Raw genomic sequence first — 16,044 nt, forward strand, 5'->3', positions numbered from 1 at the left:
ATGGGTGGGGGAATGGTGCGCGCGGACAACCGGATCGCGATCGTCGGAATGTCCTGCCGGCTGCCCCAGGCGCCGGACCCGGCCGCGTTCTGGCGGCTGCTGCGCGACGGTCGTGACGCGATCACCGCACCGCCGCCCGGGCGCGCGGGCGAGCTGCCCGCGGGCTTCCTCGACGAGGTCGACGCGTTCGACGCGGCGTTCTTCGGCGTCTCGCCCCGCGAGGCCGCCGCGATGGACCCGCAGCAGCGGCTGGCGCTGGAACTGGCGTGGGAGGCGTTGGAGGACGCGCGGATCGTCCCCGACGCGCACGCGGGTGGCCGGGTGGGCGTGTTCCTCGGCGCGACCTGGGACGACTACGCGACGTTGAGCTACCCGGCGCACGTCACCCCGCACACCATGACCGGCACGAACCGGGGCCTGATCGCCAACCGCGTGTCGCACTTCCTCGGCCTGCGCGGACCCAGCCTGACGGTGGACGCGGCGCAGTCGTCCGCGCTGGTGGCGGTGCACCTGGCGGTGCAGAGCCTGCGCCGGGGCGAGTCGTCGCTCGCGCTGGCGGGCGGGGTGAACCTCAACCTGGCCCCGGGCCGCGAGGCGAGCGGGGTCGAGTTCGGCGGGCTGTCCCCGGACGGCCGCAGCCGCACCTTCGACGCCGACGCCAACGGGTTCGCCCGCGGTGAGGGCGGCGGCGTGGTCGTGCTGAAGCCGCTGGCCCGGGCGCTCGCGGACGGCGACCGGGTGCACGCGGTGATCCTCGGCAGCGCCCTGAACAACGACGGCCCCACCCGCGGCCTCACCGTGCCCAGCGCGGACGCGCAGGCGCAGGTCATCCGGGACGCCTTGGCCGACGCCGACGTCCACCCGGACGAGGTGCAGTACGTCGAGCTGCACGGCACGGGCACACCGGTCGGCGACCCGGTGGAAGCCGCCGGCCTGGGTGCCGCGCACGCCGGGCGGGTCACCGAGCTGCGGGTCGGCTCGGCGAAGACCAACGTCGGCCACCTGGAGGGCGCGGCCGGCGTCGTCGGCCTGCTCAAGGCCGTGCTGAGCATCCGCCACCGCGCCCTGCCGGCCAGCCTGCACCACGTGACGCCCAACCCGGGCATCCCGTTCGCGGAGCTGAAGGTGCGGGTCCAGACCGAGCTGACCGGGTGGCCACGCGCCGACCGGTCGCTGATCGCCGGAGTGTCGGCGTTCGGGATGGGCGGCACGAACGCGCACGTGGTGGTCGCTCAAGCCCCGGAGCGGGAACCGGTCGGGCAGGTCGAGCCGGAGTCCCACGCGGTGCCCTGGGTGTTGTCGGGCAAGAGCGAGCAGGCGTTGCGGGCCCAGGCCGAACGGCTGCGCGACCACCTGGCCGCGCACCCCGGGCCGACCTCCACCGAGGTCGGCTACGCGTTGGCGACCACGCGCACCCACTTCACCCACCGCGCCGTGCTGCTGGACCGGGCGCCGCTGGCCGCGCTCGCCGCCGGCCGCCCCGCCCCCGACCTGGTCACCGGGCGGGTCGCCGACCTGGGCCGGACGGTGTTCGTGTTCCCCGGCCAGGGCGCGCAGTGGGCCGGCATGGGGCGCGAGCTCTACGCGACCGAGCCGGTCTTCCGGGAGTCGATAGACGCGTGCGCCGCCGCGCTCGCTCCCCACACCGACTGGTCGCTCGTCGACGTCCTGCTGGGGGACCCGCTGGACCGCGTCGACGTGGTGCAGCCGGCGCTGTTCGCGGTGATGGTGTCGTTGGCCGCGCTGTGGCGGGCGCACGGCGTCGAACCGGACGCGGTGGTCGGCCATTCCCAAGGCGAAATCGCGGCCGCGCACGTCGCGGGCGCATTGTCGTTGGCCGACGCGGCTCGCGTGGTGGCATTGCGCAGCCGGGCCCTGGTCGCCTTGGCCGGACAGGGCGGAATGATTTCCGTCACACTTCCGGTCGAGGTGGCCGAGGAATTCGTGGCGCGCTGGGGCGGCCGTTTGACCGTAGCGGTCGTGAATGCGCCCGGTGCGGTGGTGGTGTCCGGTTCACCGGCTGAGCTGGCCGAATTGTCGGCCGCGTGCGCGGCGGAGGGCATTCGGGCGCGCGCCGTTCCGGTGGATTACGCCGCCCATTCGGCGCAGGTGTCGGCCATTCGCCGAAGGCTGCTGGACGACCTCTCCGACGTGCGGCCGCGGTCGGGTGAGGTGCCGTTCTACTCGGCGGTGACCGGCGGTCTGCTCGACACCGCCGCCCTGGACGCCGACTACTGGTACCGCAACCTGCGCGAGCCGGTCCGGTTCGACCTGGCGACCGCCGCGCTCGCGGAGGCGGGCCACGACGTGCTCGTCGAGGTGAGCCCGCACCCGGTGCTGACGCCGACCCTGGACGTCGCGCTCGCCACCGGCACCCTGCGGCGCGACCACGGCGGCCGGGACGAGTTCCGGGCCGCGCTGGGCCGGGTGTTCGTCGCGGGCGGGCACGTCGACTTCACGCCCGCGTTCCCGGCGGGCGTCCGGCCGGTCGACCTGCCGACCTACGCGTTCCAACGCCGCCGGTACTGGCTGGGCGACGGCGACCGCGACGTCACGCCCGAGCCCGCCGCGCCGTCGGCCGATCCCGCCGAGCGGGTCGTCGCCGCCATCGCGGCCGTGCTCGGGTACGCCGACCCTGCCGACATCGACCCCACGCTCACCTTCAAGGACCTCGGTTTCGACTCCGTCATGGGCGTCGCGTTGCGCGACCGCGTCAACAGCGCGCTGGGCCTGCGGCTGTCCTCCGGCCTGATCTACGACCACCCGACGCCCGCGGCCCTGCTGGCGCACCTGCGTGACGGCGCCGTGGACGCGCCGGAGGCCGCCGTGGCGGTGACCGACGACCCGATCGTGATCGTCGGCATGGGCTGCCGCTTCCCCGGCGGCGTGACGTCACCGGACGACCTGTGGCGACTGGTGACGGCCGAGGTCGACGCGATCGGCGACTTCCCGGCCGACCGCGGCTGGGACCTGGGCCGGCTGTACGACCCGGAGCTGCGCAGCGGCGGCACGAGCGCCGTCGGCCGGGGCGGGTTCCTGGCGGACGCGGGCGGGTTCGACGCCGGGTTCTTCGGCATCTCGCCGCGCGAGGCCGTGGCGATGGACCCGCAGCAACGCCTGGTGCTGGAGACGGCGTGGGAGACGTTCGAGCACGCCGGGATCGACCCGACCTCGTTGCACGGCAGCCGGACCGGGGTGTTCACCGGCATCTGGTCCTCGGGGTACGCGGTCGGCACGCCGGTTCCCGAGGACGTGGAGGGCTACCTGGTCACCGGCACGGCGACCAGTGTGACGTCCGGGCGCGTCGCCTACCACCTCGGCCTGCGCGGACCGGCGCTGTCGGTGGACACGGCGTGCTCGTCGTCGTTGGTGGCGATCCACCTGGCGGCGCAGGCCTTGCGGTCGGGGGAGTGCGACCTGGCGCTGGCCGGCGGGGTCACGATCATGGCGACACCGGTGATCTTCACCGAGTTCTCCCGCCAGCGCGGGCTCGCGCCGGACGGGCGCAGCAAGCCGTTCTCCTCTTCCGCCGACGGCACGAGCTGGGGCGAGGGCGCGGGGTTGGTGTTGCTGGAGCGTTTGTCGGACGCGCGTCGGCGTGGTCATCGGGTGTTGGCGGTGGTGGCGGGTTCGGCGGTGAACCAGGACGGTGCGTCGAACGGGTTGACCGCGCCGAACGGCCCGTCGCAGGAGCGGGTGATCCGCCAGGCCCTGGCGAACGCAGGTCTGACACCGTCCGATGTGGACGCGGTCGAAGCCCACGGGACCGGCACGACGTTGGGCGACCCGATCGAGGCTCAGGCGCTGCTGGCCACCTACGGCCGAGAACGGTCGCAATCGCTGTGGCTGGGTTCGGTGAAGTCCAACATCGGTCACACGCAGGCGGCGGCGGGTGTCGCCGGTGTGATCAAGATGGTGCAGGCCCTGCGGCACGGGCGGTTGCCGAAGACGCTGCACGTGGACGAGCCGACACCACACGTGGACTGGACGACGGGCGACATCCGCCTGCTCACCGAAGCCCTGGACTGGCCCGAGACCGGACGGCCCCGGCGCGCGGCCGTCTCCGCGTTCGGCATCAGCGGTACCAACGCCCACCTCGTGCTCCAGCAGTCACCGGACGACGCGGAGGAAGCGGTCGGCGAGGACCGGACCGTGCCGTGGCTCGTGACCGCGAAGACCGAGGCGGCCCTGCGCGCCCAGGTGGAACGGCTGCGCGAGTTCGCGCTCACCCGCCCGGACGTGCCGGCCGCCGCCATCGCCGCCGAGCTCGCGGGCCGAGCCCGGTTCCGCCACCGCGCGGTGCTGGTCGGCGCGGACCACGCCGAACTGGCCACCGCCCCACCGGTCACGGCCGGCAAGTCGGTGTTCGTGTTCCCGGGTCAGGGTGCGCAGTGGGTTGGTATGGGCCGCGATCTCTACGCGTCCGAGCCGGTGTTCCGCGCCGCGGTGGACGCGTGTGAACGGGCGTTGGCTCCGCATGTGGGCTGGTCGTTGGTCGAGGTGTTGAGCGGTGGGTCGTTGGATCGGGTCGACGTGGTGCAGCCGGCGTTGTTCGCGATGATGGTGTCTTTGGCTGCGTTGTGGCGTTCTTACGGTGTCGAGCCGGATGCGGTGGTGGGGCATTCGCAGGGTGAGATCGCGGCGGCGTGTGTGGCCGGGGCGTTGTCACTCGAAGATGCGGCGCGTGTGGTGGCGTTGCGGAGCAGGGCTTTGGTCACGATCAGCGGTCAGGGCGGCATGGTCTCGGTGACGTTGCCGCCGGATGCGGAGCTGCTGTCCCGGTGGGGCGACCGGCTGACCGTAGCGGTGGTGAACTCGGCGACCACGGTGGTCGTCTCGGGTGAGCCGACTGCCTTGCACGAGTTGGTGGAGTTGTGCGAGCGGGAGGGTGTGCACGCTCGGCGGATTCCGGTGGACTACGCGGCGCATTCGGCGCAGGTGGAGGCGGTGCGGGACCGGCTGCTTGCGGATCTGGCGGACATCACTCCGTTGCCGGCGCGGGTGCCGTTCTACTCGACGGTGACCGAGGGTCTGGTGCAGGCCGTCGATGCCGACTACTGGTACCGGAACCTGCGTGAGCCGGTGCGGTTCGACCGGGCGGTCGAAGCCTTGGCGCAGGCCGGGCACGACGTGTTCATCGAGGTCAGCCCGCACCCCGTGCTGACACCTGCGCTGGACGTCACGGTCGCCACCGGCACCCTGCGCCGTGACCAGGGCGGACGCGGTGACTTCCTGACGGCGGCCGGCCGGTTGTTCGTGGCCGGCGTGGACGTCGACTGGTCACCCGCCCTGCCACCGGCCGGTCGCGTGGACCTGCCGACCTACGCCTTCCAGCACGAGCCGTACTGGCTCACCCCCGCCGCACCGGCGACGGACCCGTGGCGGTACGAGGTCACGTGGGCGCCGGTCACGCCCACGTCGACACCCTCCGGCCGGTGGCTGGTGCTGCGCCCGAACGGCGAGCACCCGTGGGTCGACGCGGCGGTGGAGGCGTTGCGGGACAGTGGTGTCGACGTGGTCGACACGGCCGACCGGGTCGACGGCGTGCTGTCGTTCCTGGCTCTGGACGAGTCGCCGCACCCCGACCACCCGGCGCTGACCGTCGGGCTCGTGCGGACGATCGAGGCGGTGCGCGACCTCGACGCGCCGCTGTGGTGCGTGACGCGCGGCGCGTTCGGCGATCGCCCCCGGCAGGCGCTGGTGTGGGGGACCGGCACCTCGGCCGCGCTGGAGTTCCCCGAGCGGTGGGGTGGGCTGGTCGACGTGCCGCCCACCCCGGACGCGTCGAGCGTGCGCCGCCTGCTCGCCGTGCTCGGCGGCCGGGAAGACCAGGTGTCGATCCACGCGGGAGGCGTGTTCGCCCGCAGGCTGCGCCGGGCCGGGCCGACCCCGCCGGTCCGGACCTGGCGGCCGGAAGGCACCACGCTCGTCACGGGCGGCACGGGTGCGCTCGGTGCCCGGGTGGCGCGGTGGCTCGCCGAGCAGGGGGCCGAGCACCTGGTGCTGGTCAGCCGCGGCGGGCCGGACGCCCCCGGCGCGGCCGAGCTGCACGACGAGCTGGTCGCCACCGGTACCCGGGTCACGGTGGCCGCCTGCGACGTGGCGGACCGGGCCGCGCTCGCGGCGTTGCTGGACGAGGTCGGTGACGTCCGGTCCGCGTTCCACGCGGCGGGCGTGATCAGGTCCGGCCGGTTGGCCGACGACGACCTGGCCGGGTTCGCCGACGTGATCACCGCCAAGGTCACCGGTGCCACGCACCTCGCCGACCTGCTGCCCGACCTGGACGCGCTGGTCCTGTTCTCGTCCACGGCCGGTGTGTGGGGCGACGGGCACGGCGCGGCCTACGCGGCGGGCAACGCCTTCCTCGACGCCCTCGCCGCCCGGCACCGCGCGCAGGGCAGGCCGACGACGTCGGTGGCGTGGGGCATCTGGGCCGAGGGCGGCATGGCCGCGTTGGAGTCGGTGCAGCGGCAACGGCAGCTCCTCGGCCTGGGCGAGATGCCGTCCGGGCGGGCCTTGGCCGCGCTGCGGGACGTGCTCGACCAGGACGTGCCGCACGCCGTGGTCACCCCGGTCGACTGGGCGCGGTTCGCGCCCGCCTTCACCCGGGTCCGGCCGAGCCGGCTGCTCGCGGACCTGCCCGAAGCACGGGTCCGGGAGGAACCGGTCGAGCCGGCCGTGCCGTCCGGTGTCGACGTGCTCGACGTGATCACCACGCACACGGCCGCCGTGCTGGGCCACACCTCGCCGGAGGCCATCGACACCGGACGTGCGTTCAAGGACCTCGGGTTCGACTCGTTGACCGCCGTCGACCTGCGCAACCGGCTCACCGCCGCGTTGGGCCGGCAGTTCCCGTCCACCCTGGTCTTCGACCACCCCACGCCCGAGCGGCTCGCCGCACACCTGCGCGGGGACGCCGCGCCCGGGACACCGGTGTCCGCGGTGGCGACCGACGAGCCGATCGCGATCATCGGCATGGGCTGCCGGTTCCCCGGTGGCGTCGAGTCACCGGACGACCTGTGGCGGCTGGTGGCCGGGGGCGTGGACGCCATCGGCGGGTTCCCCGACGACCGGGGGTGGGACCTGGACCGGCTGTTCGACCCCACGTCGGCCCGACCCCGCACGTCCTCGACCCGGAACGGCGGGTTCCTGGCCGACCCGGCGGGCTTCGACGCGGCGTTCTTCGGGATCTCGCCGCGTGAGGCGTTGGCGATGGACCCGCAGCAGCGGGTGCTGTTGGAGACGGCGTGGGAGACGTTCGAGCACGCGGGGATCGATCCGACGTCGTTGCAGGGCAGTCGGACGGGCGTGTTCACCGGCATCTGGTCCACCGGCTACGCCGCCGGTCCCGTTCCCGACGACCTGGAGGGCTACCAGGTCACCGGGACGGCCACCAGCATCGGCTCCGGCCGGCTGTCCTACCTGCTCGGGCTGGTCGGGCCGGCGTTGTCGCTGGACACCGGGTGCTCGTCGTCGCTGGTCGCGCTGCACCTGGCCGCGCAGGCGCTGCGGTCCGGTGAGTGCGATCTCGCACTGGCCGGCGGCGTCACGGTCAACGCCACGCCGTCGCTGTTCACCGAGATGTCGCGGCAGGGCGCGAGCGCACCGGACGGCCGCAGCAAGTCCTTCGCCGCTGCCGCCGACGGCGCCGGGTGGGCCGAGGGCGCGGGCCTGCTCCTGCTGGCACGCCTGTCCGACGCCCGCCGCGACGGTCACCACGTGCTCGCCGTCGTCCGGGGCACCGCGGTGAACCAGGACGGCGCGTCGAACGGCCTGACCGCGCCGAACGGTCCGTCGCAGGAGCGGGTGATCCGTCAGGCTTTGGCGAACGCCGGTCTGACACCGTCCGATGTGGACGCGGTGGAGGCGCATGGTACGGGTACGACGTTGGGTGATCCGATCGAGGCGCAGGCGTTGTTGGCGACTTACGGTCAGGGTCGTGGTGGTGAGCCGTTGTGGTTGGGGTCGGTGAAGTCGAACATCGGTCACACGCAGGCGGCGGCGGGTGTTGCCGGGATCATCAAGATGGTCATGGCGATGCGGCACGGCGTGCTGCCCAAGACCCTCCACGTGGACGAGCCCACGCCGCACGTGGACTGGACGGCCGGGAACGTCCGGCTGCTGACCGACCCCGTCGCCTGGCCGGACGGCGACCGTCCCCGGCGGGCGGCCGTGTCGGCGTTCGGCATCAGCGGCACGAACGCGCACACGATCATCGAACAGGCTCCGGAGGACACGCGGCCGGTGGCGGCCGAGCAGCTGTGGCTGCTGTCGGCCAGGACGCCCGAAGCGCTGCGCGAGCAGGCGCGGCGGCTGCGGGACTTCGTCGCCGACCACCCCGGGGAGGACGACGAGATCGGCCGCGTGCTGGCTGGTCGGGCGCGGTTCGATCATCGTGCTGTGGTGCTGGATCCGTTTGGTTTGGGTGCGTTGGTGGAGGGTCGTGAGCATCCGGGGGTGGTGACGGGTTCGGCGTCGGTGCTCGGCAGGTCGGTGTTTGTGTTCCCGGGTCAGGGCGCGCAGTGGGTTGGTATGGGCCGCGATCTCTATGCGTCCGAGCCGGTGTTCCGCGCCGCGGTGGACGCGTGTGAACGGGCGTTGGCTCCGCATGTGGGCTGGTCGTTGGTCGAGGTGTTGAGCGGTGGGTCGTTGGATCGCGTGGACGTGGTGCAGCCGGCGTTGTTCGCGATGATGGTGTCTTTGGCTGCGTTGTGGCGTTCTTACGGTGTCGAGCCGGATGCGGTGGTGGGGCATTCGCAGGGTGAGATCGCGGCGGCGTACGTGGCCGGGGCGCTGTCGTTGGAGGACGCCGCCCGGGTGGTGGCGTTGCGCAGCAAGGCTTTGGTCGCGATCAGCGGTCAGGGCGGGATGGTGTCGGTGTCGTTGCCGCCGGACTCGGAGTTGTTGTCGCGGTGGGACGACCGGTTGAGCGTCGCGGTGGTGAATTCGGCGTCCACGGTGGTGGTGTCGGGTGAGCCGGCGGCGTTGGACGAGTTGGTGGAGTTGTGCGAGCGGGAGGGTGTGCACGCTCGGCGGATTCCGGTGGACTACGCGGCGCATTCGGCGCAGGTGGAGGCGGTGCGGAAGCGGTTGTTGGCTGATCTGGCGGACATCACGCCGTTGCCGGCGCGGGTGCCGTTCTACTCGACGGTGACCGAAGGTCTGGTGGAGACCGTCGATGCCGACTACTGGTATCGGAACCTGCGTGAGCCGGTGCGGTTCGACCGGGCCGTGGAGGCGTTGACGCAGGCCGGGCACCACGTGTTCGTCGAGGTCAGCCCGCACCCCGTGCTGACACCTGCGCTGGACGTCCCGGTCGCCACCGGCACCCTGCGCCGCGACCGGAGCGACTTCCGCACCGCACTGGCCACCCTGGTCGTGCGCGGTGTCGAGCTGCCCCGGCCGACGCCGGGCCGCCTCGCGCTGCCGACCTACCCGTTCCAGCGCACGCGTTTCTGGCTCACGCCGGGGACGGCGGATTCCGCGCTCGGCCACCCGCTGCTGGACGCGTTCGTGGACCTGCCGGACGACCAGGGTTCCGTGCTGACCGGACGCCTGTCGACCCGCACGCACCCGTGGCTGGCCGACCACGCCGTCAACGGGACCGTGCTGCTGCCCGGGACGGCGTTCCTGGAGTTGGTCGCCGAGGCCGGACGAGCTGCGGGCTGTCCCACCGTGGCGGACCTGGTGCTGCACGTGCCGCTGACCGTGACCGAACGCCCCACGCACGTGCAGGTGTCCGTCGGCGCGGCCGACGGCGATGGCCGTCGACCGGTCGCGGTGCACTCCCGGATCGACGGCGAGTGGGTCCGGCACGCGTCCGGCACGCTCGACCGGGACCACCACCCGGTCGGCTCCGCGGGGGAACCCGAGGGGGAACGGGTCGACCCGGGCGGCTTCTACGACCACCTCGCCGACCTCGGCTACGAGTACGGTCCGGCGTTCCGGGGCGTGCGGGCGTTGTGGCACGGCGACGACGAGGTGTTCGCCGAGGTGCGGGTGCCCGACGGCGGTAGGTTCGGCCTGCACCCGGCCCTGCTCGATGCGGCGCTGCAACCGGTAATCCTGCTGCACCCGGACAACTGCCTTCGGCTGCCGTTCTCCTTCGCCGGCGTCGCCGTGCACGTCACGGGAGCCTCGGCGGTCCGCGTCCACCTCGCCCGAAAGGGCCCGGACGCGTACACGGTCGCGTTGACGGACCCGGCCGGCGTGCCGGTGGCCACGATCGACACGCTGACCGTGCGACCGGCTTCCGGGGCGGGCACGACGCTGCTGCGCACCGAATGGGTGCCGTTGGTGGAGGCCGAGCCGGCGCTGGTCCGCGTCGCACCCCTCCTGTCGGGGTCCGCGGACGCCACGTCCGTGCACGACCTCGCCCGGCGGGCACTCGCGCTGGTGCAGGAGCACCTGGCGTCCGACGATCCGGCGCGCTTGGTCGTGCCGACCGATGGCGGTCCGGCCGGTGCGGCGGTGCGAGGCCTGGTCCGCAGTGCCGCCGCCGAGCACCCCGGCCGGTTCGTGGCGGTGGAGCTGGACCGGGACGCGACGGTGGCGCGGGCGGCGGACGCGGCGGCCGTGGCGGGTGACGAGGTCGAGCTGGCGATCCGGGGCGACGAGGTGGTCGTGCCGCGGCAGGTCCCGTTCACGCCGCGGCCGTCGTCGGTCGACGGCGCGTGGCGGCTGGTCGAGTCCGGCACCGGGAGCCTGGACGACCTGGAGTTCGCCGAGGTGGCCGAGCCGCCGCTGGAACCGGGCCAGGTGCGGCTCGCGGTGCGTGCGGCGGGGTTGAACTTCCGGGACGTGCTCATCGCGTTGGGCATGTACCCGGACGAGGCGTTGTTGGGCGGTGAGGCGGCGGGCACGGTCCTCGAAGTCGGGCCCGGCGTCACCCGGTGGCAGGTCGGCGACCGGGTGCTGGGGCTGGCGTCGGGGACGTTCGGGCCGCGCGCCGTCGCTGATCAGCGGTTGCTCGGCCCGATCCCGGGCGGGTGGTCGTTCGCGCAAGCCGCGGCGGTGCCGGTGGCGTTCCTGACCGCGTGGTACGGGTTGGTGGACCTGGGCCGGGTCCGGCCGGGCGACCGGGTGCTGGTCCACTCCGGCGCGGGTGGCGTGGGCATGGCGGCGGTCCAGTTGGCCCGGCACCTGGGCGCGGAGGTGTTCGCCACGGCGAGCCCGCGCAAGTGGGACGCGTTGCGGGAGCTCGGCCTGGACGACGACCACCTGGCGTCGTCGCGCACGCTGGAGTTCGAGCAGCGGTTCCCGCGCGTGGACGTGGTGCTGAACTCGTTGGCCGGCGAGTTCACCGACGCGTCGTTGCGCCTGCTCGCGCCCGGTGGCCGGTTCGTGGAGATGGGCAAGACCGACGTCCGCGCCCCGGGAGGCGTGGACTACCGGGCGTTCGACCTCAACGACGCCGACCCCGCCCACCTCGGTGACGTGCTGGCCGAGGTGCTGCGGCTGGTCGGGGACGGCGTGCTGCGGTTGCCGCCCGTCGCCACCCACGACGTGCGGCGGGCCGCGGACGCGTTCCGGCTGATGAGCCAGGCCGGGCACGTCGGCAAGCTGGTGCTGACCGTGCCGCGGCTCGCCGACGGGACGGTGCTGATCACCGGCGGCACCGGCACGCTCGGCCGGGCCTTGGCGGCGCACCTGGTCGCGCGGCACGGCGTGCGGCGGCTGGTGCTGGTGAGCCGTGGTGGCGGTGAAGCGCCGGATCTGGACGCGGACGTGCGCGTGGTCGCGTGCGACGTGTCCGACCGGGACCAGGTCGCGGCGCTGGTGGCCTCCGTCCCGGACCTGACGGCGGTGGTGCACGCGGCCGGCGTGCTGGACGACGCGGTGGTGCAGCGGCTCACGCCCGGACAGTTGGACGACGTGCTGCGGCCCAAGGTCGACGGCGCCTGGCACCTGCACGAACTGACCGCCGGCCTGGACGCGTTCGTGCTGTTCTCCGCCGCCGCGGGCGTCCTCGGCAACGCCGGCCAGGCCAACTACGCGGCGGCCAACACCTACCTCGACGCCCTGGCGCGGCACCGGCACGCCCTCGGCCTGCCCGCCGTGTCGATGGCGTGGGGCTACTGGGCCGAGGCGTCCGGCATGACCGCGCACCTCACCGCTACCGACAAGGACCGCTTCGCCCGCGCCGGCATCGCGGCGATGACGACCGAGCGCGCGCTGGCGCTGTTCGACGCCGCCCTGGCGAGCGGCCTGCCCGCGGTGACGACCGCGCACCTGACCACCCGCACGGCTCGCGCGCTGCCACCACCCACCGCACCCGAAGCCGACCTGCTTGCGCTGGTCACGACGCACACCACGGCCGTGCTCGGGCACACCGACCCGGCCGCGGTCAAACCCCGCTTGGCTTTCCGCGACCTCGGGTTCGACTCGCTGACGGCCGTGGAGCTGCGCAACCGGCTCGCGGCGGCCACCGGCCTGCGCCTGCCCGCGACGCTCGTCTTCGACCACCCCACACCGGAGGAGTTGGCCGAGCACCTGAGGCTGGAGCTGTCGGGCACGCGTGCCGCTGCCGTGGAACCGGTCGTGCGTGCGGTGGAGGACGACCCGATCGTGATCGTCGGCATGGGCTGCCGCCTGCCCGGTGGAGTGGGGTCGCCGGACGACCTGTGGCGGTTGGTGTCGGACGGCGTGGACGCCATCACGGACTTCCCGGCCGATCGTGGTTGGGACCTGGACCGCCTGTACCACCCCGATCCCGACCACCCCGCGACCAGCTACACCCGTTCCGGTGGGTTCCTGACCGACGCGGCCGGGTTCGACGCGGACTTCTTCGGGATCTCGCCACGCGAGGCGTTGGCGATGGACCCGCAGCAGCGGGTGCTGCTGGAGACGGCGTGGGAGACCATCGAACACGCGGGGATCGACCCGACGTCGTTGCGGGGCAGCCTGACCGGCGTGTTCACCGGGCTGTGGTCCTCCGGGTACGGCGGCGTGGTCGACCAGGCTCCGCGGGACGCCGAGGGGTACCTGGCGACCGGCATCTCGCCCAGTGTCACGTCCGGGCGCGTGGCTTACCTGCTCGGGTTGCGCGGGCAGGCCGTGTCGGTGGACTCCGCGTGTTCGTCGTCGCTGGTGGCGATCCACCTGGCGGCGCAGGCGTTGCGGTCGGGGGAGTGCGACCTGGCGTTGGCGGGCGGCGTGACGGTGATCGTGAACCCGCTGGGGTTCACCGAGTTCTCGCGGCAGCGCGGCCTGGCCGCCGACGGCCGCTGCAAGCCGTTCGCCGCTGCCGCCGACGGCACGGGGTGGGGCGAGGGCGCGGGTCTGGTGTTGTTGGAGCGGTTGTCGGACGCCCGCCGCAAGGATCACCGCGTGCTGGCGGTGGTGCGGGGCAGTGCGGTGAACCAGGACGGCGCGTCCAACGGGTTGACCGCGCCGAATGGTCCGTCGCAGGAGCGGGTGATCCGTCAGGCTTTGGCGAACGCCGGTTTGACACCGTCCGATGTGGACGCGGTGGAGGCGCACGGTACGGGTACGACGTTGGGTGATCCGATCGAGGCGCAGGCCTTGTTGGCCACTTATGGTCGGGATCGTTCGGAGCCGTTGTGGTTGGGGTCGGTGAAGTCGAACATCGGCCACACGCAGGCGGCGGCGGGTGTCGCGGGTGTGATCAAGATGGTGCTGGCGCTCCAGCACGGGCGCTTGCCCAGAACGCTGCACGTGAACGAGCCGACCCCGCACGTGGACTGGACGGCAGGGGACGTGCGGCTGCTCACGGACGCCGTGCCGTGGCCCGCGGTCAACCGCCCACGCCGGGCCGGCGTGTCGTCGTTCGGCGTGAGCGGCACGAACGCCCACGTGATCATCGAACAGGCACCTGTGACGGCCGCGGCGCCCAGCGCGCACACCGGCCGCACCCCGTGGGTGATCACGGGCAAGACCGGGCAGGCGCTGCGCGACCAGGCTCGCAGGGTGCACCAGGTTGACGGCGACGCGTCCGCCGTGGCCCGTGCGCTGGCTGGTCGGGCGAGGTTCGACCACCGTGCGGTGGTGTTGGATCCGGCTGGTTTGGGTGCGTTGTCGGAGGGCCGTGAGCATCCGGGGGTGGTGACCGGCACGGCTTCCACGTTGGGCAGGTCGGTGTTCGTGTTCCCGGGCCAGGGCGCGCAGTGGGTGGGGATGGGGCGTGAGTTGTACGCGTCCGAGCCGGTGTTCCGTGAGGCCGTGGACGCGTGTGAACAGGCGCTGAGCTCGCACGTGGACTGGTCGTTGGTCGAGGTGTTGAGCGGCGGGTCGTTGGATCGCGTGGACGTGGTGCAGCCGGCGTTGTTCGCGATGATGGTGTCTTTGGCTGCGTTGTGGCGTTCTCATGGTGTCGAGCCGGATGCAGTGGTGGGGCATTCGCAGGGTGAGATCGCGGCGGCGTGTGTGGCTGGGGCATTGTCGTTGGAGGACGCGGCGCGGGTGGTGGCGTTGCGGAGCAGGGCTCTGGTCGCGATCAGCGGTCAGGGTGGGATGGTGTCGGTGTCGTTGCCTCCGGACTCGGAGTTGTTGTCCCGGTGGGACGACCGGCTGTCGGTCGCGGTCGTCAACGCGGCGGACTCCGTGGTGGTGTCCGGCGAACCGGGTGCGCTGGCTGAACTCGTGGCGGCCTGTGAGGTCGACGGCATCCGGGCGCGTGTCCTCCCGGTGGACTACGCGGCGCACTCGGCGCAGGTGGAGGCGGTGCGGGAGCGGTTGTTGGCTGATCTGGCGGACATCACTCCGTTGCCGGCGCGGGTGCCGTTCTACTCGACGGTGACCGAGGGGCTGGTCGAGACGGTCGATGCCGCCTACTGGTACCGGAACCTGCGTGAGCCGGTGCGGTTCGACCGGGCCGTGGAAGCGTTGACGCACGCCGGGCATGAGGTGTTCATCGAGGTGAGCCCGCACCCGGTGCTGGTGCCCGCGCTGGACGTCCCGGTCGCCACCGGCACCCTTCGCCGCGACCAGCCCGACTTCACCGCGGCTGCCGCACGGTTGTTCGTCGCGGGCGTGGACGTCGACTGGCCCGTGCCGGACGCCGATCACATCGACCTGCCCACCTACCCGTTCCAGCACGAGCGCTTCTGGCTGGAACCCGCGCCGGGAACCGCCGACGTCACCGCCGCGGGTCTCGACCCGGCCGACCACCCACTGCTCGGTGCCGCCGTGGAGCTCGCGGCGGGCGAGGGCGTGGTGCTCACCGGACGGCTGTCGACAGCGACCCACCCGTGGCTGGCCGACCACGCGGTCCACGGCTCGGTGCTGCTGCCTGGCACGGGTTTCGTGGAGTTGGCGCTGAGGGCGGGCGCGCAGGTCGGCCGGCCCGTGCTGGACGAGTTGCTGCTGGAAACCCCGATGGTGCTGCCCGCACGGGACGCCGTGCCGGTCCAGGTGGTGGTCGACGGCACGGCGGTCGCCATCCACTCCCGGGTCGACGGCGACTGGGTGCGGCACGCCACCGGCACGCTCGGCGTGACGCCACCGCCGGCACCCGAGCCGACCTGGCCGGCGGACGCACGGCCGGTCGACCTCACCGGCTTCTACGACGACCTCGCGGCGCGCGGCTACGAGTACGGGCCGGCGTTCGAGGGCGTGCGGGCGGTGTGGCGGCACGGCGACGAGCTGTTCGCCGAGGTCGCCCTGCCCGACCCGGCCGGGTTCGACCTGCACCCGGCGCTGCTGGACGCGGCGTTGCAGCCGTTGACGTTGGTCGCGGCGGGGCGGCTGCCGTTCTCGTTCGCCGGGGTCGCCGTGCTGCGGACGGGGGTGTCGGCGGCACGGGTCCGCCTCACCCCGACCGGGCCGGAGACCTACCGGGTCCTGCTCACCACCTCCGACGGCGAGCCGGTGGCCGTGGTGGAGGCGTTGACCGTGCGGCCGATGACGGCGGACTTCCAGGCCCGCGACCACCGGGTGTTCCGGCTCGACTGGGTGCCTGTCACGCCTTCGACCGAAGACACCGCCGTGCACCACGTCGTCAGCGCGCCGAACGCGAACCCGATCGAGGCCACGCACGCCGTGGTGGCCGAGACGTTGGCGGTCGTCCAGGACTTCCTGCGCACG

At 73.2% G+C, this 16,044-nt stretch carries 1 protein-coding gene (running past one end of the window); it reads left to right on the forward strand.

Translation table 11 applies throughout. From position 1 onward, the window contains the following. Positions 1 to 16,044, forward strand: the 5' portion of a protein-coding gene (locus FHX81_RS41615; protein WP_281291709.1) for a type I polyketide synthase. The gene runs 6,168 nt beyond the window's last position; only the first 16,044 of its 22,212 coding nucleotides appear in the window; it begins with the start codon at positions 1 to 3; the stop codon falls past the right edge of the window.

This window comes from Saccharothrix saharensis (assembly GCF_006716745.1).
Classification (GTDB): domain Bacteria; phylum Actinomycetota; class Actinomycetes; order Mycobacteriales; family Pseudonocardiaceae; genus Actinosynnema; species Actinosynnema saharense.